Here is a 21,729-nt window from a genome sequence, read left to right as displayed (position 1 = left end):
TTGCCCTCCGTGGGCGGAGTCCTGCCCGGTGGGAGTGATGATGGGAGGCAGAGGGAGGGATCATGGTCAATCCGGTTTGGGTGGGAACCCTGATGTTCGGTCGGGTGCCGATCGGCGTTCGCCTCTACAGCGCCCGGGAACGCAGGGGTCCCGTGCTGCACCAGTTCCAGCGGGGCACCGCGGACCGCATCCGCTACGTGCGCGTCAACGAGCGCACGGGGGAGGAGGTCGCCCCCGAGGAGGTCGTGCGCGGGGCGCGCACCGGGCTCGAGGACGAGTACGTGGTCCTCGAACCCGAGGAGCTGGAGGACATCCTGCCGGCGGGCTCGCGCACCATGGAGATGCACGGCTTCCTGCCGGAGGGGGCCGTCGACCCGCTCTGGTACGCGTCCACCTACTACGTGTCCCCCCGGGGACCCGCCGACACCGAGGCCTACCGCCTCCTCCACGCGGCCCTGGACCGGACGCGCCGGATGGGCGCGGCCACCGTCGTCCTGCGGGAGCGCGAGTACCCGGTCCTGGTCCAACCGCACCGGGGGGTGCTGGCGGCCTCGACCCTGTGGTGGCCGGACGAGGTCCGCGACCCGGACGACGTGATGCCGCCCGTCACGGGCGCCGAGCCCGGCAAGGGCGAGCTGGAACTGGCCCAGGAGCTCGTCAGGGCCCTGTCCGTGGAGTGGGACCCCGGGGACTACGAGGACAGCTACGGCAGGCGGCTCACCGAACTGGTGCGGGCCAAGGCCCGGGGGAGCACGTTCTCCCACCGCCCCGACCGCTCGGAGGGGGGAGGGGAGGTCGGCGCGATCGGCGAGGCGCTCCGGCAGAGCCTGCCCAACCGCCCGCACAAGCGGGGACGCGCCCCCGTGCCGCGCAGGCCCGCCACCGTCCGCGCCGAGGCGAGGGGCGCCGCCGAGGGACGCCGGACCAAGCGCGAACTCCTCCGGCAGGCCTCGGAGCTGGAGGTCCCGGGCCGCTCGAGGATGAGCAGGGACGAACTGGAGGAGGCGGTCGGCCGGGCGGGCGCGGGCCGCCGCCGGTGACCGGCGCCCTCCTCCGGTCGGCGCCGCGCCCTGTTCCGGACCGGGGTCGGGGGAGGCGCGGGGGTCCGGGGGCAATTCTGAAAAACCGTCTGTTGCCGGAACTCCGGGGGAGGGTATCTCCTCTTCATCCGTGCGGGAACCACGATGTGGTAAATGCGTGTACCACCGAGGGCTGAACAGCGTTCCGCGCGTCTCACGGGAGGTCCCATGGCTCGTCCGGCTGCATCGGCACCGGCAGCGCGGCACTACCTGATGTGTCGGCCGACCTATTTCGCGATCGAATACGCCATCAACCCCTGGATGGACCCGGCGGCGGGAGTGGACAGGGAAAGGGCGATCCGGCAATGGGAGGGGCTGCGCGACCTCTACCTCCGCCTCGGGCACCGGGTCAGCGAGATCGAGCCCGTCGAGGGCCTGCCGGACATGGTCTTCGCGGCCAACGGCGCCCTGGTCGTGGACGGCCGGGTCTACGGCGCGCGCTTCGCCAGCGCCGAGCGCACCCCCGAGGGCCCGGCCTACCTGGACTGGTTCCGCAAGGCGGGCTACACCGAGACCCGTGAGCCCAAGCACGTCAACGAGGGGGAGGGGGACTTCGTCACCCTGGACGACGTGGTCCTGGCCGCCACCGGGTTCCGTACCGAGGCCGCCGCGCACCAGGAGGCCGAGCGCTTCCTCGGCCGCCCCGTCGTCACCCTGCAACTCGTCGACCCGCGCTTCTACCACCTGGACACCGCGCTGTTCGCGCTCTCGGGCCGAGAGGTCGCCTACTACCCGGGGGCCTTCTCCGAGGGGAGCCGCCAGGTGCTGCGCGCGCTCTACCCGGACGCGCTGCTGGCCACGGAGGAGGACGCGGCGGTGCTCGGCCTCAACGCCGTCTGCGCGGGGAACGACATCGTCGTCGCCGCGGAGGCGACGGCCCTCGCCGACCGCCTGAGGGAGCTCGGCCGGACCGTCCACCCGGTCGAGATGGACGAGCTGCGCAAGGCCGGGGGCGGCGCCAAGTGCTGCACCCTGGAACTGCGCGACACGCCCGACCCGGTGTGACGGGAGGCGGCCGGGTCCCGCGCACCCGCGCGGCGCCCGGCCGCCCGCACCGGACCGGTGTGGGAAATACCACCGAGGGCCGGCGGCGGTCCGCCCGTCGCCACAGGTCACGCATGCGCGGGCCGCCTGCGCCCCGCGGGGCGGGCGACACGTGTGACGAGCGGCCCTGGACCCGCGCCCCCGCCGCAATAAAGTCTGGGGTCGTGAAGACCACACAGCGCAGACTTCCGCGCCGGATCAGGGAACAGCAGATGATCGACGCCGCGGTGACGGCGTTCTCCCGTGGCGACTACCACTCCGTCAGGGTGGAGGAGATCGCCGAGGCGGCCGGCACCTCCAAGCCCACGGTGTACCACTACCTGGGCTCGAAGGAGGGGATCTTCACGGCCTGCGTGCACAGGGAGGGCGAGCGGCTCATCGCCGCGATCCGGGAGGCGGTCCACGACCCCCGGTCCCGCTCCGGGGAGGACCCCCTGCGCCGGGGCATGCACGCCTTCTTCACCTTCGTGACCGGGAACCGTGAGAGCTGGACCGTCCTGTACCGGCGCGCCGCCGTCCAGGGGGAGCCGTTCGCCGCGGAGGCCACGCGCATGAGGGACCGGGTCATGGACGAGGTCGCCGGCCTCATCACCAGCTGCACCGGAGGCCTCCTGGACGAGCACGGCGCCAAGGACGCGCAGCTCCTGGCCCGCATCGCCGTCAGCACGGCCGACGCCTACGCCGACTGGCTCCTGGACCACCCGGAGGAGAGCCCCGACGCCATGGCCGGGCACGTCACCGAGCTCACCTGGTCGCACCTGCGGGCCCGGCGCGCGGCCCCCGCGACCTGAGGGGGCCCCGAGTCCCGTCCGGGCCCGGGACCGCCCGCCCGCGGTCAGCGCAGCGCGCTCATCACGTGCTTGACCCGGGTGTAGTCCTCCAGGCTGTACGCCGACAGGTCCTTGCCGTAGCCCGAGTGCTTGAACCCGCCGTGGGGCATCTCCGACACCAGCTCCCCGTGGCTGTTGATCCACACCGCGCCGAAGTCCAGCTCACCGCTGACGCGCAGGGCGCGCCCGTGGTCGGCGGTCCACACGGACGAGGCCAGTCCCTGCTCCACGCCGTTGGCCAGCTCGACCGCCTCCTCCTCGGTGGCGAACCGCTGGACGGTGACGACGGGGCCGAAGACCTCCTCGCGCACGATCTCGTCGTCGGCCCGGAGCCCGGACACGACGGTGGGCGCCAGGAAGAACCCCTCCCCGCCCACGCGGTGCCCGCCGGTCTCCACGACCGCGTGCCCGGGCAGGCGCTCCAGGAGCCCGGTGACCCGGGCGAACTGGTCGGCGTTGTTGAGCGGGCCGAAGTCGGAGGGCTGGTCCGAGGGGCGCCCCGTGACCTGCGCGGCAGCCCGTGCGGTCAGTTCGGCGACGAACGCGTCGTGGACGCCCTCGTGCACCAGGACCCGGGTGGCGGCGGTGCAGTCCTGGCCCGCGTTGAGGAAGGCCCCCGCCACCACCCCCGCGGCGGCGCCGGCCGGGTCGGCGTCGCCGAAGACCAGGACCGGGGCGTTGCCGCCCAGCTCCAGGTGCAGCAGCTTCAGGTCGGCGGAGGCCGCCCGTGCCACCTGCACGCCCGCGCGGGTGGAGCCGGTGATCGACACCAGCCGCGCCGCCGGGTGCTCCACCAGCAGGCGGCCGGTGTCGCGGTCGCCCACGACCGCGTTGAGCACGCCCGGGGGCAGGACCTCCGCGGCGGCCTCGGCGAGCATGACGGTGGTGGTCGGCGTGGTCTCGGCGGGCTTGAGCACCACGGTGTTCCCGGCGGCCAGGGCCGGCCCGATCTTCCACACCGCCATCATCAGGGGGTAGTTCCACGGGGTGATGCCCACGCACACGCCCACGGGCTCGCGGCGGATCCACGAGGTGTGCCCCTCCAGGTACTCGGCCGCCGCCCGCCCCTCCAGGTGGCGCGCGGCCCCGGCGAAGAACCGCAGGGTGTCCACGCAGAACGGGATCTCCTCGTCGAGCACGGACGCGCGGGGTTTGCCGGTCTCACGGCACTCGGCGTCGGCGAACTCCCCGGCCCGGGCCGCCAGGGCGTCGGCGAGGGCCAGGAGGGCGTCCTGTCGGCGGGCGGGGGTGCCGCCCCGGCGCCAGAGCCGGAAGGCCCGGGCGGAGGAGGACATGGCGGCCTCCACCTCCCCGGGGCCGAAGACCCCGGACCTGCCCGCGACTCCTCCCGTCACGGGGTCGACCAGGTCCTGGACGCGCCCGTCCGCGGGCGCCAGGGGTTCTCCGTCGACGAAGCCGGGCAGTGTGTCGAACTCGTGGATGCGCATGGTGTCCTCGCGTCGGTTGCGGTGGTGTCGTGAGGCCGGGAGCCGGGCCGACCGGCGGCGGCGCGCCGTCCGGTCGGCCCGCCCGGCGGGCCGGGACTGGGCGGCGGAGACCCTACCCGTCCAGGTGGGTGGGGGCGAACAGCCCCAGCACCATGGGCAGCACGACCACGTTCGGGCCGGGCCGGGACAGGGCGGCGGACAGGTCCTCGCGCAGCCGCTCCGGGGAGGTCCGGGTGGCGGGCACCCCGAACGCCCCGGCCAGGGCCACGAAGTCCGGTCGGGCCAGCTCGGTGTGGGTGGCCTCCCCGAACGACGACTCCATGTACTCGCGCAGGATGCCGTAGCCGCCGTCGTCCACGACCAGCCACGTCACGTCCAGGTCGTGCTGGCGGGCCGTGGCCAGCTCGGCGACCGAGTACATCGCGCCCCCGTCCCCGGAGACGGCCAGGACCGGGCCGCGCCCGGCCGCCGCGGCGCCCAGGGCGGCGGGGAACCCGTACCCCAGGCCCCCCGACCCCTGCGCGGAGTACGAGCCGGCCCCGCGCGGGTCCCACGCGGACCACGCCCAGTAGGCCAGCATCGTCATGTCCCAGAAGCTGGGCGCCCCGTCGGGCAGGGCCTCCCGCACGGCCGTCAGCACGGCGCGCTCCGCTGCCAGGTCCTGCGCGTCCAGGCGGGCGGCCACAGCGGCCTTCACGGACGCCACCTCCCCTTCCACGGCCGGGTCGGCGGGGCGGCGGGCCACCGCCTCCGCGAGGCAGGCGAGGGTCGAGGCCGCGTCGCCGTGCACGCCGAGCGCGGGGTGGTTGGACTCCAGCTTGCCCAGGTCGGCCTCGACCTGGACCACGCGGCCCCGGGGCGCGAACGTGTGGTAGTTGCTGGACAGCTCGCCCAGCCCCGAGCCCACCACGAGCAGGACGTCGGCCCCCTCCAGGTAGTCGGTGGTGTGCCGGTCCTCGATCCACGACTGGAGGGAGAGGGGGTGGTCCCAGGGGAAGGCGTCCTTGCCCCCGAAGGTGGTGGCCACCGGAGCCCGGAGGGCCTCGGCCAGGGCGACCAGCGCGTCCCGTCCCCCGGAGCGGCTCACCCCGCCCCCGGCCAGGATCCTCGGGCGCCGGGCCCCGTCCAGCAGGCGGGCCGCCTCGGCCACCAGTTCGGCGCGCGGCGTGAGCGGGACCGGGGCCGGGTCCACGTCCTCCACCGGGGGCACCACGGTCGGCTCCAGCAGCACGTCCTGCGGGATCTCCACCAGGACGGGGCCGGCCGGGGCGCTCGCCGCGGCCCGCCAGGCCGCGGCCAGGGCCGAGGGGATCTGCGAGGCGTGCCGCACCGTGAACGCCGTCTTGGTGACGTTGGCGAAGCTCGCGGACTGCTCGGGCAGCTCGTGCAGGTACCCGTGGCGCCCGCCCCCCAGGCCCGCACGCGGGACCTGGCTGCTGATCACCAGGACCGGGGCGCTGGACGCCCGGGACTCCTGGAGGGAGGCCAGCGTGAGCAGCGCCCCGGGCCCGGTGGAGACCAGCAGCGGTGTCACCTCGCCGGTGAGCCGGGCGTGCCCGTCGGCGGCGAAGGCGGCGTTGTTCTCGACCCGGCTGGAGACGAACCTCAGCCCCGGGGCCCGGCGCAGCGCGTCGAACAGCCCCAGCGCGTGCTGGCCGGGGATGCCGAAGGCCACCCGCGCGCCGAGCGCGGTGAGCGTCTCGGTGACCAGGTCCCCGCCGTTGCGCGGAGCTCCCATGGGCTCAGGCTCCCGTCGTGTGGTGGAGGGCCAGGACGCTGACCAGGTCGTAGGCCACGTGCGAGGCCGCGGTGGCGGTGATCTGCGCGTGGTCGTAGGCGGGGGCGACCTCCACCACGTCCGCTCCCACCAGGTTGCAGGTGGCCAGGCCGCGCAGGATCTCCAGCAGTTCGCGGCTGGTCAGGCCGCCCGCCTCCGGGGTGCCGGTGCCGGGCGCGTGCGCGGGGTCGAGCACGTCGATGTCCACCGACACGTACAGGGGGCGGTTGCCGACGCGCTGGCGCAGCGCGTCGGCGATCTCGTCCACGCCCTTGCGCATCACGTCGGCCGAGGTGACGATGCCGAACCCGAACCGGCGGTCGTCCTCCAGGTCCTTCTTGCCGTAGAGGGGGCCGCGGGTGCCCACGTGGCAGATGGCCTCGGTGTCGAGGATGCCCTCCTCCACGGCGCGGCGGAACGGGGTGCCGTGGGTGTAGGGCTCGCCGAAGTAGGTGTCCCAGGTGTCCAGGTGGGCGTCGAAGTGCACCATCGCGATCGGCCCGTGCACGCGGTGCAGCGAGCGCAGCAGCGGCAGGGCGATGGTGTGGTCGCCGCCCAGGGTGACCAGGCGCGTGCCCTCCCGCACGAACCGGGAGGCGCCCTCGTCCAGGGTCTCCACGGCGTCGCCGATGGAGAACGGGTTGACCGCGATGTCCCCGGCGTCGACGACCTGCGCGTGCGCGAACGGGGACACGTCCAGGCCCGGGTTGTAGGGGCGCAGCAGGCGGCTGGCCTCACGGATGGCGGAGGGGCCGAAGCGGGCGCCGGGGCGGTAGGAGACCCCGGTGTCGAAGGGGACGCCGACCACGGCGATGTCGGCCTTCTCGACCTGGTCGATGCGGGGGAGGCGGGCGAAGGTCGCCGGCCCGGCGAAGCGCGGTACGAGGCTGGAGTCGGTGGGTCCGATCGGTGCGTTCATCGCGTGGTCCTGTCCTTCTCGTCGTCGGTGCGGCCGGTGGGGCCGCGGTCGGTGCGGTCGGTCGGTGCGGGTCAGTCGTCCCGGGGCGCGGGCGCGGGCGCGTCCGCGGAGTCCACGGCGGCCGGTGCGGCCCCGGCCCCCTCCGGTGCGTCGTCGCCGCGCAGGCGGCTCTGCCAGGCGGCCAGGACGGCCGGGTCCGTCGGCGGGGTCAGCAGGCTCACGGCCACGTACACCACCAGGGCGGTGCCGAGCCCCACGTAGATCGGCTCGTTGGCGAGCATCCCCGTCAGGGCCATGGTGACGATGACGGCCACCGACCCGGTGAGCATGGAGGCCAGGGCGCCCGCGCGGGTGCCGCGCTTCCACACCAGGCCGCCCAGGATGGCGACCAGCAGGCCGCCCACGAGCACGTTGTAGGCCAGGGTCAGCGCCGCGACGACGTCGTCGACGGCCAGGGCGACGCCGATGGTCGCGGCGCCGAGGACCAGGGTGAAGACGCGGTTGGAGGCGACCTCGTCGTGGTTCCCGCCCCCGTGGGAGGCCTCGCCGTGTCCGAACAGGCGGCGGACCTGGGGCCACAGGTCGGTGGACGTCACCGTGGAGCAGGCGATGAGGGCGCCGCTGGCGGTGGACATCACGGCGGACAGCGCGGCGGCGATCACCAGGCCGGCGAGGCCCACGGGCAGGGTCGCGTCGACCATCCGGGTGAACGCGTCGTCGGGGTTGGCCAGGTCGGGGAAGAGAACGGCGGCCGCGGTGCCGATGAGGGCCCCGCACACGCCGTAGACCAGGCAGTAGACACCCGCGCCGATGCCGCCGACCCTGGCGACCCGGTCGTCGCGGCCGGTGAACACGCGCTGCCAGATGTCCTGGCCGATGAGCAGGCCGAGCGAGTAGATGACGAAGTAGGTCAGGATCGTCTCCCCGCCGATGGCGGTGGGACTGAAGTAGGAGGGGTCCAGGGACTCGCGCATCCCGGAGAAGCCGCCCGCCGACCAGATCGCCACCGGCGTCAGGATGAGGACGAGCCCGACGGTCTTGATGGCGAACTGGGCCATGTCGGTCATGGTCACCGACCACATGCCGCCCATCGTGGAGTACAGGACCACGATGGAGCCGCCCAGGATGATCGCCACCGCGCGCGGGAGCTCGAAGAGGCCGCTGAAGATGGTGGAGAACGCCAGGGTGGAGGGCACCGTCAGCATGAAGGTGTAACCCCACATGACCAGGCCCGACACCACCCGCGAGTTGCCGCCGTAGCGCAGGTCCAGCATCTCGGAGACGGTGAAGACCCGCAGCCGCGAGATGCGCTTGGCGAAGAACAGGTGCAGCGCGAGGATGCCGACGCCGATGGCGACGACCAGCCAGGCGCCGGAGACGCCGTAGGTGTATCCCAGGCCGATGCCGCCGACGGTGGAGGCGCCGCCGAGCACGACCGCGGCCATGGTGCCCGCGTACATCAGCGGACCCAGGCGGCGTCCGGCGACCAGGTAGTCGGACTTGCTGGTGGCGCGGCGCATGCCCCACCAGCCGAGGGCGACCATACCCAGGAGGTAGGCGGCGATCACCGCGAGGTCGACGGTCATGGCACTCCAAATGTGGACGCGGGGGTACGGGGGCGTGAACAGCGGCGGCATTGACGCAGGTCACACGGACTTCGGACAGACTAGGCAGCGTCTCGACTACGCTCCAGTGGACGAACCGCACCGTCAAGCCTCCTTGTATGTGCGAAGCATCCAGAAAGTGCGGTCGGCGCACCCCTGTGCGCAACACGGGGGACACGAGGCGTCCGGCGCCCGAACCTGCGGCGCGGGGCGGGAAGAAGGGGAACGCCGTGGCAGACCGGACCCGACGCACCGACGTCCACACCGTGCCGCTGAGCGTGGTCACGGGCCGCCGCGACCTGGCGCTGGCCACCGTCGTCGAGGCGGGCGACCCCGGGATCGCCTGGGCCGTGGTCAGCGAGCTGACGGACCCCTCCGCCTACCTGCGCGGCGGCGAACTCCTGCTCACGGCGGGGGTCAACCTGCCCCGAACCGCCGCCGGCCTGCGCGCCTACGTCGACGCCGTGGCCGGAGCCGGGGTCAGCGCGGTCGGCTTCGGCGTCACCCCCGTCCACGACACCGTCCCCGCGGGCCTGGTCGAGCAGTGCCACGCGCGCGGACTGCCGCTGGTCGCGGTCCCCCGCCCCACCCCGTTCGCCGCCGTCAGCCAGGCCGTCGGCGCGGAGCTGGAGGAGCGGCGGCTGCGCGACCTGCGCCGCCTCGGGGAGGCGCACCAGGCCCTGGCCCTGGCCGTCACCGCCGACGCGCCGGTGGACCGCGTCCTGAGGGTGCTCGCCGAGGCCCTCGGAGGGTGGGCGCTGCTCGCCCGCGTCCCGCCCGGGGCCCCGGGCGCGCCCGGGGAGGTCGCACCGGCGCGGACGGGGTCCGCAGCCGCCTCCGGCGGGCGGCACGCGACGCCGGGCGCCCCCCGGGACCTGGACCCCGACCTCCACGGGCTCGTCGCCCGGCTCACCCTCCCGCACGGTCCCCGCAGCGCCAAGGCGCGGTACGGCGCGGACGAGGTCTTCCTGCACACCGTCGGCACGCCCCCCGACGACCACGGGGTGGTCCTGGTGGGGCGCCCCGACCCCCTCGGCATCACCGACCGCGCGGTCCTGCGCACCGCGACCGCACTGCTCGACCTCCTCGCGCGCACCGACCGGGGCGCCCCGCCCGCCCCGGGCCGCCTCCTCACCGCGCTGCTGCTGGACGGAGGGGTCGCCGAGGAGGCCCTGCCCCTGCTCGCCGGGCTCACCGGGGGCGGGGACGGCCACACCGGCGCCTACCGCGTCCTGCACGCCCTCCCCGCCGACCGGGGACGGCACACCGCGCCCGCCGGCCTGCCCCTGGACACCCGGGTTCTGGACGCCGTCCCCGGCCCGCCGGGACTGCTGCGCGCCGTCCTCGCGGACCGCGGCGACGCCGCGCACCGGGAAGGGCTGGACCTGCTCCTGCTCCACGGGTGGATCGGCGCGCTGAGCGGCCCGGTCTCCCCCGGGGAGCTGTCCGCCGCCGACCGCGCGGCGGCCTCCCTCCTCTCCCGCGCCCGCGCGGCCGGGGGCCCGCTGCTGTGGGAGGAGGGCGCCGACCCCTTCGAGGCCCTCCTGGACCCGCTGGGCGCGGACGCGCTCGCACGCGGCGTCCTGGGGCCGCTCGCCGAGGACACCGCTCCCGCGGAGCTCCTGCGCGCGACCCTGCGGGCCTGGCTCACCCGCCACGGCAACTGGGACCGGGCCGCGGCCGACCTCGGAGCCCACCGCAACAGCGTCCGCTACCGGATCGGCAGGATCGAGCGGGACCTCGGAGTGGACCTGGCCGACGCCGAGCAGCGCATGCGCCTGTGGTTCGCGCTCACCCGGTGGCGGCCCGGCCCCTGACCGCGCTCCCGGGACCTCCGCCGTGCTCCGCTCCGGCCCGCGTGCCCACCGGCGAGGTAGCCGCCCGCGCCGCCCGCAACCCCGCGGGCGCGAGGGCCGCGCCCTTCCCGGCCTCCGCCGCGCTCGGGCCCGAGCGCACGTGCGGGTGTGCGACGCGCACGCACGTGCACGGGCCCGGACCGGCCCCCCACCTGCCCTCGCCCGTGCGGGCGTGGCCGCTTCCGGCCAATTCTCCGATTCGGGGTGCGCGGTGCCCGATCCTGGTCGCGCACATCGTCGTTCCGGCGGGGGCGGCGGCTGCCATGTGCGGCGTACGGACCCGGTTTTCGCTGGGAAAGCGGAAGTTGTGCGCCGGTCACAGTTCCGAATCGTGCGCGTGTTCCGGTTCCCTCACCGTGTCGGGGCTCAGCCTGGACACTTGGTATCTCCGTAGCGAACCCGAAGTCAGGGGGCCACATGTCGTTTCCTCCGCTGGACACGGCCCTGCCCGCCGGGGCCGACGCCCGCGAGCACGCGCTCATGCTCAGACGGGTGCACGAGGCCTCGCTCAGCGGGCGTCCCGCGCCCGCGCCGCTGCGCCCGGTGATCGAGGACTCCTGGGGAAGGATGCGCGGCTTCGGCATCGACCCCGACAGCGCGCCGCCCCCGCGGGTGGCGCGCGTGGACGAGCTCCAGCGCAACCGCGACGCCTCCCCGATCGCGGCGGTCCTCCCGCTGATCCGCCGATCCCTGGTCTCGGTCGCGGACGAGGCCGATCACATCATGCTGGTCGCCGACTCCGCCGGGCAGGTCCTGTGGCGCGAGGGCTCGCACCGCATGCGGTCGGTCGGCGACAGGGTGGGGCTGGTCGAGGGCGCCTACTGGAACGAGGGCAGCACGGGCACCAACGCCATCGGCACGGCCCTGGTCGTGGGACGTCCCGTCCAGGTCTACTCGGCCGAGCACTTCGTCCGGAGCCTGCACGCCCTCACCTGTGCCTGCGCCCCGATCCACGACCCCCGCGACGGGCGCCTGCTCGGCGCCATCGACGTGACCGGTCCCGTCTCCACCATCCACCCCGCGACGCTGGCGCTGGTCAGCGCGGTCGCCCAGCTCGCCGAGGCCCACCTCCAGGGGATCCACCACACGCATCTGGAGCGGCTGCGCTCGGTGGCGGCGCCCCTGCTGGCCGGGATGAGCGAGCGCGCCCTGGTCGTGGACGACGCCGGGTGGACGGCCGCCGCCGTCCACATGGAGCCGGTCCGCAGGGTTCTGCTGCCCACACAGCGGGACACGGGGACGGCCTGGCTCCCCGCGCTGGGGGAGTGCGCGCTGGAGCCCCTTCCCGGGGGCTGGCTGGTGCGCCCCCGGCCGGAGCGGGAGAGCGGCGGGGCCACGGTCACCCTCGACCTGACCCGTTCCGCCCCCACGGTGGCGGTCGCCGGGGCCAGCGGGGAGTGGACGCACCGGCTGACGCCGCGCCACGCGGAACTGCTCCTGCTGCTGGCCGGCCACCGCGAGGGGCGTACGGGCGCACAGCTGTCGCAGGCCGTGTTCGGCGCGGGCGGCCACGTCGTGACCGTGCGGGCCGAGCTGTCGCGCCTGCGCCGGCACCTGGGCGGCATCATCGAGAGCCGCCCCTACCGGTTCAGCGAGGAGGTCCTGGTACGGGTCGTCGCCCCGCCCGCCCCGACCGACCTGCTGCCCGGATCGGTGGCGCCCGGCATCCGGGACCTCCGCGAGGCACTGAGGTCGGGCGACCGCTCTGTCGCTCTGCGCAGTCTTCTCGCAACCTAGTGCAACCGTTGCGCCCCGTTCCCGGGTGCGGTGGACTGTGCTTGCGCGGCCCCGGCCGGGGCGGTCGCCGGGCCGGAGAGGGCACGGCGACCGGAGACCGGTCCGTCGGCGCGTTCACGACCTTCGGGCCTTGAGGGGGGCCACGGGGAGGGACGTACGTGCCGCGGGGCCCAGGCGGTCGTTCGGGGTATCGGGGGAGAGCCCGAGGCCGCCGCGCGACGCGGCGGGACGTCTCCCGAGGTGGTCTCCTCCGGGACGTCCCGCCGCGCACCACGGGGCGCGGGCGCGCCTGAGCCCTAGTCCAGGGCCTCCTCGACGTTCTCCGCCTTCTCCGTCCCGGCGTCCTCGTCTCCGGGCTCCCGTTCCCCGGCGTCCTCGGCCGCGGGGGAGCACTGGAAGCAGTCCATGGTGAAGACCTGCTCGCCGTCGACGCTCCCGGTGAAGCTCCCGGGAAGGCTGTCGTCGCCCGCCTCCCGCTCGGCCAGAGCCCCGCGCAGGAGGCGTCCCTCGAACACCGCCCGCGCGCCGTCCTCGGTCTCGCCGGTGCAGTGGACCTCCAGCCGGCCGCCGCGGGGATCGGGGGAGGCGGACGCCTCGTACCCCTCCGTGCCGGCGGTCCGGTTCGGGCCCGGGGCCACGGAGGCGGCAGGGGAGGCGGCCGGGTCTTCCTGCGGGCGGCTGCCGCAGCGCAGGCCCCCCGGGACCGGGTGTCCCTCGCGGGCGAAGGCGCGCTCGGCTCCCGGTCGCAGTGCCGTCGCGGACAGGGCGTCGGCCGCCTGCTCCAGTTCGACCCGTGCCGCGTCGGCCTCCGCGTCGTGCGCCCCGCCGGGGGAGCAGGACGTGGCGAGCACCCCGCCCAGGACGAGGACGGCCAGCGGGACGAGGACGGTGGTCGAGCGGACTCTCATGGCTTCCCCCTGGAATGTCGGGCCGGGCGGCGGCCCCGCGGACACGCGTGCCCCATGCGCCCAATGTCGCTGATGGGAAGGATGGGTTCTATGTCCGACTCGGGGGGGAAGCGTGAACAGTTCCTCATATTCTCGTCATCCCCCTGTGAGTCGACCGCGGGGGATGGGTAGCCACGATGAGGACGATTCGGGATGAAGGGGACGGGGGTGGTCGGTGTGGCGAACAGCACGGAAGGCCCTTCCCCCCGGACCCGGGGCCGTGGGCTGGGCTACACTCAGCACATTTACCGAACCGTGTTCACCCACGGCTCGACCGACCCGACCGTCTCACCAGACCCCCGCGGCCCAGCCGCCACAGGGGCACCGTGTGAACCATGGGGGCACGACGGGCGTCGTACCGGAAGACCGCACCCGGGTCCCGGCCGACACCCTGCCGGCCCCTCAGACCGTCCTTCCTTCGGAGGTGGACCGTGTCCGCTGACCACCGAGAGCAGCAGCCCGCGCAACAGGGCTCGCGCATCGACCCCCACGTCGGCCGCTACGCACGTCGAGCACAGGGAATGGTCGCATCGGAGGTCAGGGCACTCTTCGCGGTGGCCTCCAGGCCGGAGGTGGTCTCCCTCGCCGGGGGCATGCCCAACGTCGCCGCCCTCCCCCTCGACCAGATCGGAGAGCTCGTCAAGGACGTCGTCTCCGAGGAGGGCACGGCCGCACTCCAGTACGGCTCGGCCCAGGGCGACCCCGTCCTGCGCGAGCAGCTCTGCGAGTACATGGCACTGGAGGGCGTCACCGCCAGCCCCGAGAACGTCATCGTCACCGTCGGCTCCCAGCAGGCCCTCGACCTCCTCACCCGCGTGTTCGTCGACCCGGGCGACATCGTCCTCACCGAGGCCCCCACCTACGTCACCGCGATCAACACCTTCGCCGCCTTCCAGGCCGACATCCGCCACGTGGCGATGGACGACCAGGGCGTCATCCCCTCCGACCTGGAGGAGGCGCTCGTCCGGGCCGAGCTGGACGGCCGCCCGGTCAAGTTCTTCTACACCGTCCCCAACTTCCAGAACCCGGCCGGGATCACCATGAGCGCCGAGCGGCGCGCCCAGGTGGTCGCGGCCTGCGAGCGCCACGACGTGCTCATCGTCGAGGACAACCCCTACGGCCTCCTCCGCTACGACGGCGAGCCCGAGCCCACCCTGTACTCGCAGAGCGAGGGCAACGTCGTCTACCTCGGATCGCTCTCCAAGACCTTCTCCCCGGGACTGCGCATCGGCTGGGCGCTCGCGCCCGCCGCCGTGCGCGCCAAGCTCGTCCTGGCCGCGGAGTCGGCGATGCTCAGCCACTCGACGTTCAACCAGCTGGTCGTGCGCCGCTACCTCAACACCTTCCCGTGGCGTGAGCAGATCAAGGCGTTCAACTCCATGTACGGCGAGCGCCGCGACGCGATGCTCAACGCGCTGACCGCGATGATGCCCGCCGGGTGCACCTGGACCAGGCCCGAGGGCGGGTTCTTCGTGTGGGCCACCCTGCCCGAGGGCATCGACGCCAAGGCGATGCTGCCCCGCGCCGTCACCGAGCGGGTCGCCTACGTCCCCGGCACCGGCTTCTACGCCGACGGCCGAGGGCGCGACAGCATGCGCCTCAGCTTCTGCTACCCCACGCCCGAGCAGATCCGGGAGGGCGTGCGACGCCTCGTCGGCGCCATCGAGGGGGAGGTCGACCTGCGTGATACGTTCGGCACCACCCTGGCCCCGAGCACCGAGGGCCACCAGTCGCCGGCCCCCGACCTGCCCTGACACCCCCGAGCAAGGCACCAAGCACCATGACCGCAGCACAGAAGGAGGTTGGCGCCGTGGCCGACCTTGACCGGGTCCTCGTTCTCGCCGGGGGCCTGTCCCCCGAACACGAGGTGAGCGTCCACTCCGGGCGCAGCGTCGCCGAGGCGCTCCGCCGACTGGACGTGGAGGTCCAGGTCGCCGACGTCGACTCCACCCTGCTCGACCGGCTCTCCGACGACCCGCCGCAGGTCGTCTTCCCCGTCCTGCACGGGTCCGCCGGCGAGGACGGCGCCATCCGGGAGGTCCTGGAACTGGTCGGCGTGCCCTACGTGGGCGCCCGGCCCTCCGCCTGCCGCCTGGCCTACTCCAAGCCCGCGGCCAAGGCCCTGCTCGCCGAACAGGGCGTGCGGGTGCCGCGCGGCGCGGCGCTGCCCAAGTCGGCGTTCCACGACCTGGGGGCACCGGCCCTGCTCGACCGGCTGGCCGAGCGCCTGGGCCTGCCGCTGTTCGTCAAGCCGGACAGGGGCGGGTCGGCCTTCGGCGCCGCCCCGGTGACCTCGGTGCAGGACCTGTCCACCGCCCTGGTCTCCTGCTTCGCCTACAGCGACTCGGCCCTGGTCGAGGAACAGGTCCAGGGCACCGAGCTCGCCGTGGGGGTCCTGGACACGGGCGACGGCCCGGTGGCCCTGCCGCCGGTGGAGATCGTGCCGGACGGCGGGGTCTACGACTACGCCGCCCGCTACACCGCCGGCCGCACGGAGTTCTTCTGCCCGGCCCGCCTGGACGCGGACGCCCTGGCCGCGGCCGCGGAGGTGGCGCTGACCGCGCACCGCGTCCTGGGGCTGCGGGACTTCTCCCGCACCGACCTCATCGTGGGGGCGGACGGCCGGGCCACCTTCCTGGAGACCAACGTCGCCCCGGGGCTGACCGAGACCTCCACGTTCCCGATGGCGGCGGCCGCCGCCGGGCTGGACTTCGCGGTCGTGTGCCGCGAACTCGCCCACCGGGCGCTGCTGCGGCACTGACCGGAGCCGCCCGGCGGACGCGGGGCGCCCCTGCGGCGCCGGAACCCGCCGACCCGCTCGGAACAGCGTGCCCGAACGCCCGGCCGAGGCACACCCCGGCCGGGCGTTTCGCGTGTGCGGCCGCCGGGCGGCACGGCCTCCGTCCCGCACCCGGGCCGCCGGTCCGGGGCCCGTGGGCGCGGACCGGCGCCGTCACGCCGTCCCGCGCCCGGCGGGGTCCCCCGCGCCTCAGGACCGGGGGACCCCCAGCGCCCGTTCGAGCACGTCGCGCACGGTGGCACGGAGCAGGTCCACCTTGTACCCGGTGGAGGGGAGCGGGGAGCACAGCGAGGCCAGGTCCGCCAGGGCGTCCTCCGCCTCCGGGCCCGGCGCGCGCCCCGGAAGGGCGCCGACCAGGGCGGCCTCCACGCCGGGCAGCCTCAGCGGGGTGCGTGCCACCCCGCCCACGGCCACGGCCGCCCGGGTCACCGGTCCGGCGCCGTCCACGCCGCAGTCCAGCCGCGCCACCGCCTCCACCAGCGGCCACTCCGAGCGGGAGCGGCCCGTCGCCCGCCTGTGGGAGGAGCGCTCGCCCCGCACCGGAACCGGCAGGGAGACCGACACCAGCACCCGGCCCGGCGCCAGCACGTGGTCCCGGGCGGGGTCCGCCCCGTCGTACAGGTCGGCCACCGGCCTCTCCTCCGGCTGCGCGGGGCCGGCCCCCGCGACCAGCACCGTCGCGTCGTGCGCCAGCAGGGCGACCGCCAGCGACGAGGGGTGCGGGGCCACGCACGGCCCCTGGTCCACGACCACCCCGTACAGGTGGTCGCCCGAACGGGCGGGGCAGGAGTCACCGCCCGTCTGGAAGCAGTCGAAGGCCGGGTTGCGCAGGTACCAGCAGCGGTTGCGCTGCAACAGGTTCCCGCCCAGGGTCGCCGCGTCGCGTACCTGCGGGGTGGCCAGGACCCGCGCCACGGCGGCCAGCGCCGGGTAGGCGTCGGCCAGCCCCGGGTCCCCGGCCAGTTCGCCGACGCCGGTCAGGGCGCCCACCCGGGCCGATCCGTCGGGGAGCCAGTCCACCCCGCGCAGCTCGCCGACGCCGGACAGGTCGACCACCGGCGCGGAGCCGATGACCCCCGAGCCCAGGCAGGCGGTCAGGTCGGTCCCCCCGGCGCGCGGGAGCGCGCCCGTGCCGTCCAGTCCGGACAGCGCCTCGTCCAGGGTCGCGGGTCGTGTGACGGTGATCATCGCAGTCCTTCGATCAGTCGGTCCGGACGGACGGGCAGCTCGTGCGGCCGCCAGCCGGTGGCGTCGTGCACGGCGTTGGCCAGGGCTGCGGCGACGCCCACGACCGACACCTCTCCCAGGCCGATCCCGCCGCCGGGGACGTGCCCGAACCCCTCCTCGTGGAAGTACACCTCGGTCTCGGGCACGTCCCCCGGCCCCGGGATCCGGTAGTCCTCCATGTTGTCGGTGAGCGTCACCCCCGTGGCGGGGTCGTGGCGCCGCTCCTCGAACAGCGCGTACCCGACCCCCTGGACGACCGCGCCCTCGCACTGGTTGCGGGCCAGCCGCTCGGCGTAGACGCGGCCGGCGGCGATCCCGGCCCAGCAGCGGGTGGGCTGCACCCGGCCCAGCAGGGTGTCCACCTCCACCTCCATCACGTGCACCGCGCCGCTGAGGCCCCGGCCCAGGGCCAGGTCGTCGGCCATGTTCGGGGAGAGCTGGCCCCAGCGGTCCAGGCCGCGCCCGCCCTCCACGCGCACGCCCTCGGCCGCGGTGAGGGCCTCCTTGAACGCGTGCTCGGGGACCGGGCCGACGGCGGGGACCGAGGGCGAGCGCTCCCGCAGGGCGTCGCGCAGCCGGTCGGCGGCCTGCACCGCGGCGGGCCCCATCGACGTGGTGGTGCGCGAACCGTACGACCCGGTGCCGTGCACCGGCCCGCTGCGCCCGATCTCCACCCGCAGGTCCGAGGCGGGCACGCCCAGCCTGTCGGCGACGGCCCCGGCGAGCACCGTGCGGATCCCGGTGCCGATGTCCTGGGTGGACGACCGGACCACCACCGAGCCGTCCTCCACCGAGAGCTCGACCCTGGCCTGCGGCCCGAGGAGGTAGAGCCAGCTCGCGGCGGCCACCCCCACTCCGCGCCGGAAGCGGCCGGAGCGGGGGCCGCGCGGCCGGTCCCGCCACAGGTCCAGTCCCGCGGCCCGCGCGTACAGGGCGCGCCGCTTGGGGTTGCCGTCCCAGCGGGCGCGCAGCGCCAGCGGGTCCTCACCCAGCCGGTGCGCCATCATGTCGACGGCCTGCTCCAGCGCCCACGCCATGGGCGGCCCGCCCGGGCCGCGCATGGGCATGCCGGGGGGCAGGTTGGTGACCACGTCGAAGTCGCGGACCCGCCGGGGCGAGCGGCCGTACATCATGAAGGCGAGCGCAGCGGCGGAGGAGCCGACCGACACCCCTCCCTCGCCCCGGGAGTCCACGCTCATCGCGGCCAGGTCCCCGTTCCGGTCGGCGAGCAGCGCCACCCGGGTGCGGGCCGCGGGCCGGTGCCCGGCGTCGGTCAGCTCCTCCGCGCGGTCGAACGCGACCCGTACCGGCGCGCGGGCGGCCCTGGCCAGCTCCACCGACGCCACGATGTCGGCGGAGAGGGCGTTCTTGGCGCCGAAGCCGCCGCCGACGTACTCGCTGACGACGTGCACCCGGTCCAGGGGCAGGTCCCAGTGCTTCGCGGCGCGTTCCGCGGTCTTGGCCACGGCCTGTGTGGACACGCGCAGGTACAGGTCGCCCCCCGGCTCCCAGGAGGCGACGCACACGTGCGGTTCCAGGGGGTTGTGCGCCTGCGAGGCGGTCGTGAACTCCCCGGAGACCAGGAGCGGGTCGCCTGCCCGCGCGGCCCGGCGCAGCCTGCGCACGGCGGTGGGACCGCGCCAGCTCAGGGTGCCGGGACCGCGCAGGTTGCCCTCCCACCGGGCCGGAGGGGTCGGGGCCTCGCCGTAGCTGGGGGCGGCGGCCCGCTCGGCCCGGGTCGGGTAGAGGACCGGGGCCCCGGGCGCCCGGGCGGCCTCGGCGTCGAGCACGGCAGGGAGCGGGTCGTAGTCGACCCGGACGGCGGCCGCGGCAGCCCGGGCGCCGGCGGAGGTCGGCGCGGCGACGGCGGCGATCGGCTGGCCGACGTAGCGGACGGTGCGGTCCTCCCCGAGCAGGTCGGTGAACACGGGTGCGGTTCCGGGGGGTGCGGCGGTGTCCTCCGGGGCGTCCCCGGCGCGCGCGGCGCCCGGGTCGACGGCGCGCACGCGGGCGTGTGCGTGGGTCGAGCGGACGATCACCCCCTCCCAGTGGCCGTGCGGAGCCAGGTCGGCGCTGAACCGCGCCCGGCCGGTCACCTTGTCGACGGCGTCGCGGCGGGGGGGATCCCGGTCCGGACGGGAGTCGAACTCCCCGGCGCAGGCGGCGGCGACGGCGGCGAAGATCCCCTCGTAGGCGCCGCAGCGGCACAGGTGGCCGGACAGCGCGTCGGCGATGGTGTCGCGGTCGGGCCGGGTGTCGCCGTGGTCCGCACGCCATGCGTCGACGAAGACCGAGGCGGAGACGACGAACCCCGGGGTGCAGTATCCGCACTGGAGCGCGTCGTGCGCCGCGAAGGCGTACTGGACGGGGTGGGTGCCGCCGAGGCCCTCGACCGTCGTGACGGTGCGGCCCGCCAGGCGGTCGGAGGGCAGGAGGCAGGAGACGGTGGGGGAGCCGTCGACGAGGATCGTGCAGGCGCCGCACACTCCGCCGCCGCAGGCGATCTTGGTGCCGGTGAGGCCGAGGCGGTCGCGCACGTGCTCGGCGGTGCTGGTCTCGGGGTCGACGGGTGCGGGATGCCGTGCGCCGTTGACCGTGACGTCGTCCATGGGTGTCCGTCCCTGGTGCGCATTAAAGTTGTCAATGTCAACTTAGGGTGGCTCCGCCGGGCTGTCAACGCCCTTCGGACACCGGCCGCGGACGCTTCCGCCGGGGCGCAGGTCAGCGTTCCCCGGTCCGCTCAGGGGGGCGCCGGCCCTCCGCGTGCCGGCGGCGCCCGCGCCCCCACGACGGCGGGGCCGGTCCGCGCCGCGGCGCGGACCGGCCCCGCGGGGGCGTGCCGGGTCAGAGCCCCAGGGCGTGCATCGAGAAGTGGAACACGAACACGGCGCTGAGCAGCCACATCAGCCAGCCCACCTCGCGGAACCGGCCCTGCGCCGACCTCAGGACCGTGGAGGCGATGATCCCGATGCCGATACCGCTCGCGATGTCGTAGGCGAACGGCATGACCGCGATCGTCAGGAACGCCGGGATCGCGACGGACATGTCGTCCCAGGCGATACCGCGGACCTGCGTCATCATCAGGGCCCCCACCAGCACCATCGCCACCGATGCCGCCTGGGCCGGGACGATCGCGAACACCGGGGCGAACACGATGGCGGTGAGGAAGAGCAGGCCCGTGACCACGCTGGCCAGCCCGGTCCGGGCGCCCTCGCCCACCCCCGCCGTGGACTCCACGAACACCAGGGTCGCCGACGAGCTGGTCAGGCCGCCGACCACGGCCCCGGTCCCGTCCGTGGCCAGGATCTGGTTGACCCGGGGCATGTTCCCGGCCGAGTCGGCGATGTTCGCCTTGGCGCCGATGGCCAGGATGGTGCCGACGGCGTCGAAGAACCCGGCCAGGACGAGGGTGAACAGGATGACCCCCGCGGCCGTGGGCCCCGCCGTGGTCCAGGCCCCGAACATGTCCACCTGGAACAGGAGCCCGAAGTCGGGCACGGCGACCGGGCTCGCGGGCAGCCGGGGCGCGCCGCCGCCCCAGTCCTCCGGGGTCAGGCCCAGGGCGTAGTGCACCGCGACGGCCATCACCGTGGCGCCGACGATGCCGTAGAAGATGGCGCCGGGGACCCCGCGCGCCAGGAGCGCGCCGGCCAGCACCAGTCCGCACACGAACACCAGCAGGGGCCAGCCCAGGAGGTGCCCGCCGTCGCCGGAGGCGCCGATCTGGAGCAGGCCGTCACCGTCGCCCTTGCTGACGAACCCGGCGTTGGCCAGGCCGATCAGCGACACGAACAGGCCGATGCCCACGCCGATCGCGAGCTTGAGGTCGTGCGGCAGCGCGTTCATCACGGCGGTGCGGACACCGGTGACGACCATCGCGACGATGGCGACGCCCTGCCACACGACCAGGCCCATCGCCTCGGGCCAGGACATGACGGGGGCGGCCTGGTAGGCGACGACCGCCATCACCCCGAGGGCGGCGGCACAGGCGATCGGCGCGCGGCCGACCACCCCCATCATGATCGTGACCAGGCCCGCGGCCAGGGCCGTCATGGTGGTCAGCTGTGCGGCCGACAGGGTGTCCCCGTTCACGTCGGCGACGCCGCTCAGGACGATCGGGTTCAGGACGATGATGTAGGCCATCGCCATGAACGTGGTGAGACCGCCCCGGACCTCGCGGGCGATGCCGGAGCCGCGCTCACCGATGAAGAAGAAGCGGTCGAGCCAGGATCGACCTGTGGCGGACGCGGGCTGTTCGCGCCTACGGGCGCGCTCACTTCGGGTCATGTCCCCTCCTGGAGGGAAACGGGGCGGCATGGAGCCACCATAGGTGAGGGGGGCGCTGCTCTGCGTAGTCACCTGGGTGTCGGCGCCGGGACGGTACAGTCCCGGACGGCGACCGGCCGCGGCACCCGCGCGGCGGGGCCCACGGACCGGGGGAGCGGGAGCAGGGGATCCGCG

15 protein-coding genes are annotated in these 21,729 nt (G+C 75.0%); 7 read left to right on the top strand and 8 right to left on the bottom strand.

Annotation, left to right across the window (positions count from 1 at the left end; translation table 11 throughout):
* Positions 1 to 62: 62 nt before the first annotated feature.
* The 3 genes from ACQPYD_RS16700 (at position 63) to ACQPYD_RS16690 (ending at position 2,914) form a co-directional block, all read left to right on the top strand.
* On the top strand, positions 63 to 1,040 hold the full coding sequence (locus ACQPYD_RS16700; protein ID WP_433696526.1) for a Ku protein: 978 nt from the start codon (positions 63 to 65) through the stop codon (positions 1,038 to 1,040).
* A 207-nt stretch (positions 1,041 to 1,247) separates the two neighbouring features.
* Positions 1,248 to 2,084 carry a dimethylargininase gene (ddaH, locus tag ACQPYD_RS16695; protein WP_433696525.1) on the top strand — a complete coding sequence of 279 codons (837 nt, stop codon included), beginning with the start codon at positions 1,248 to 1,250 and terminating at the stop codon, positions 2,082 to 2,084.
* A 203-nt stretch (positions 2,085 to 2,287) separates the two neighbouring features.
* Positions 2,288 to 2,914, top strand: coding sequence for a TetR/AcrR family transcriptional regulator (locus ACQPYD_RS16690; protein ID WP_433696524.1), 627 nt, complete (start codon positions 2,288 to 2,290; stop codon positions 2,912 to 2,914).
* 44 nt (positions 2,915 to 2,958) lie between these two features.
* Here ACQPYD_RS16690 and ACQPYD_RS16685 read toward each other — a convergent pair whose 3' ends face one another.
* The 4 genes from ACQPYD_RS16685 to ACQPYD_RS16670 all read right to left on the bottom strand — a co-directional run bounded on the left by ACQPYD_RS16685 (position 2,959) and on the right by ACQPYD_RS16670 (position 8,683).
* The gene (locus tag ACQPYD_RS16685; RefSeq protein WP_433696523.1) at positions 2,959 to 4,401 is read right to left on the bottom strand and encodes an aminobutyraldehyde dehydrogenase; all 1,443 of its coding nucleotides are present in this window, start codon (positions 4,399 to 4,401) and stop codon (positions 2,959 to 2,961) included.
* A 112-nt stretch (positions 4,402 to 4,513) separates the two neighbouring features.
* Positions 4,514 to 6,139 (bottom strand): thiamine pyrophosphate-binding protein, encoded by a 1,626-nt coding sequence (locus ACQPYD_RS16680; protein ID WP_433696522.1) that lies wholly within the window; start codon positions 6,137 to 6,139, stop codon positions 4,514 to 4,516.
* A gap of 4 nt (positions 6,140 to 6,143) precedes the next feature.
* Entirely contained in the window at positions 6,144 to 7,097 is a 954-nt protein-coding gene (speB, locus tag ACQPYD_RS16675; protein ID WP_433696521.1) for an agmatinase, read from the bottom strand.
* Between the two features lie 71 nt (positions 7,098 to 7,168).
* A complete protein-coding gene (locus tag ACQPYD_RS16670; protein ID WP_433696520.1) occupies positions 7,169 to 8,683 on the bottom strand; it encodes a sodium:solute symporter in 1,515 nt (504 codons plus the stop codon).
* Positions 8,684 to 8,931: 248 nt separating this feature from the next.
* On the opposite strand from ACQPYD_RS16670, the gene ACQPYD_RS16665 reads away from it, so the two are divergent.
* Together ACQPYD_RS16665 and ACQPYD_RS16660 are read left to right on the top strand one after the other, a co-directional pair.
* Positions 8,932 to 10,518: a PucR family transcriptional regulator gene (locus tag ACQPYD_RS16665; RefSeq protein WP_433701903.1), complete on the top strand. Its 1,587-nt coding sequence runs from the start codon at positions 8,932 to 8,934 to the stop codon at positions 10,516 to 10,518.
* A 456-nt stretch (positions 10,519 to 10,974) separates the two neighbouring features.
* Entirely contained in the window at positions 10,975 to 12,294 is a 1,320-nt protein-coding gene (locus ACQPYD_RS16660) for a GAF domain-containing protein (protein WP_433701902.1), read from the top strand.
* A gap of 296 nt (positions 12,295 to 12,590) precedes the next feature.
* Here the strand turns inward: ACQPYD_RS16660 and ACQPYD_RS16655 are convergent, their stop codons facing one another.
* Complete coding sequence (locus ACQPYD_RS16655; RefSeq protein WP_433701901.1) at positions 12,591 to 13,202, bottom strand: hypothetical protein; 612 nt, start codon at positions 13,200 to 13,202, stop codon at positions 12,591 to 12,593.
* 560 nt (positions 13,203 to 13,762) lie between these two features.
* On the opposite strand from ACQPYD_RS16655, the gene ACQPYD_RS16650 reads away from it, so the two are divergent.
* Positions 13,763 to 14,995 (top strand): PLP-dependent aminotransferase family protein, encoded by a 1,233-nt coding sequence (locus ACQPYD_RS16650; RefSeq protein ID WP_433702075.1) that lies wholly within the window; start codon positions 13,763 to 13,765, stop codon positions 14,993 to 14,995.
* Positions 14,996 to 15,051: 56 nt separating this feature from the next.
* On the top strand, positions 15,052 to 16,002 hold the full coding sequence (locus ACQPYD_RS16645; protein WP_433701900.1) for a D-alanine--D-alanine ligase family protein: 951 nt from the start codon (positions 15,052 to 15,054) through the stop codon (positions 16,000 to 16,002).
* A 228-nt stretch (positions 16,003 to 16,230) separates the two neighbouring features.
* On the opposite strand, the gene ACQPYD_RS16640 is transcribed toward ACQPYD_RS16645, so the two are convergent.
* The 3 genes from ACQPYD_RS16640 to ACQPYD_RS16630 all read right to left on the bottom strand — a co-directional run bounded on the left by ACQPYD_RS16640 (position 16,231) and on the right by ACQPYD_RS16630 (position 21,555).
* Positions 16,231 to 17,229: an FAD binding domain-containing protein gene (locus ACQPYD_RS16640; protein WP_433701899.1), complete on the bottom strand. Its 999-nt coding sequence runs from the start codon at positions 17,227 to 17,229 to the stop codon at positions 16,231 to 16,233.
* A complete protein-coding gene (locus ACQPYD_RS16635; protein WP_433701898.1) occupies positions 17,226 to 19,877 on the bottom strand; it encodes a molybdopterin-dependent oxidoreductase in 2,652 nt (883 codons plus the stop codon). Before ACQPYD_RS16635 ends, ACQPYD_RS16640 begins: the two co-directional genes overlap by 4 nt.
* A 235-nt stretch (positions 19,878 to 20,112) precedes the next feature.
* Entirely contained in the window at positions 20,113 to 21,555 is a 1,443-nt protein-coding gene (locus ACQPYD_RS16630; protein ID WP_433701897.1) for an NCS2 family permease, read from the bottom strand.
* Between the last annotated feature and the right edge of the window lie 174 nt (positions 21,556 to 21,729).

Origin of the sequence: Nocardiopsis sp. CA-288880, from assembly GCF_050955985.1 — a bacterium.
GTDB classification, from domain to species: Bacteria; Actinomycetota; Actinomycetes; order Streptosporangiales; family Streptosporangiaceae; genus Nocardiopsis; species Nocardiopsis tropica.
Note: the sequence above shows the minus strand (reverse complement) of the source record. Positions and strands in the feature narration are given on the sequence as shown.

Bases quoted from the DNA above. Each gene is read 5' to 3' on its own strand.
- ACQPYD_RS16630 (WP_433701897.1), bottom strand. From the start codon at position 21,555: ATGACCCGAAGTGAGCGCGCCCGTAGGCGCGAACAGCCCGCGTCCGCC.
- ACQPYD_RS16635 (WP_433701898.1), bottom strand. From the start codon at position 19,877: ATGGACGACGTCACGGTCAACGGCGCACGGCATCCCGCACCCGTCGAC.
- ddaH (WP_433696525.1), top strand. From the start codon at position 1,248: ATGGCTCGTCCGGCTGCATCGGCACCGGCAGCGCGGCACTACCTGATG.
- speB (WP_433696521.1), bottom strand. From the start codon at position 7,097: ATGAACGCACCGATCGGACCCACCGACTCCAGCCTCGTACCGCGCTTC.
- ACQPYD_RS16650 (WP_433702075.1), top strand. From the start codon at position 13,763: ATGGTCGCATCGGAGGTCAGGGCACTCTTCGCGGTGGCCTCCAGGCCG.
- ACQPYD_RS16670 (WP_433696520.1), bottom strand. From the start codon at position 8,683: ATGACCGTCGACCTCGCGGTGATCGCCGCCTACCTCCTGGGTATGGTC.
- ACQPYD_RS16680 (WP_433696522.1), bottom strand. From the start codon at position 6,139: ATGGGAGCTCCGCGCAACGGCGGGGACCTGGTCACCGAGACGCTCACC.
- ACQPYD_RS16700 (WP_433696526.1), top strand. From the start codon at position 63: ATGGTCAATCCGGTTTGGGTGGGAACCCTGATGTTCGGTCGGGTGCCG.
- ACQPYD_RS16660 (WP_433701902.1), top strand. From the start codon at position 10,975: ATGTCGTTTCCTCCGCTGGACACGGCCCTGCCCGCCGGGGCCGACGCC.
- ACQPYD_RS16640 (WP_433701899.1), bottom strand. From the start codon at position 17,229: ATGATCACCGTCACACGACCCGCGACCCTGGACGAGGCGCTGTCCGGA.
- ACQPYD_RS16655 (WP_433701901.1), bottom strand. From the start codon at position 13,202: ATGAGAGTCCGCTCGACCACCGTCCTCGTCCCGCTGGCCGTCCTCGTC.
- ACQPYD_RS16685 (WP_433696523.1), bottom strand. From the start codon at position 4,401: ATGCGCATCCACGAGTTCGACACACTGCCCGGCTTCGTCGACGGAGAA.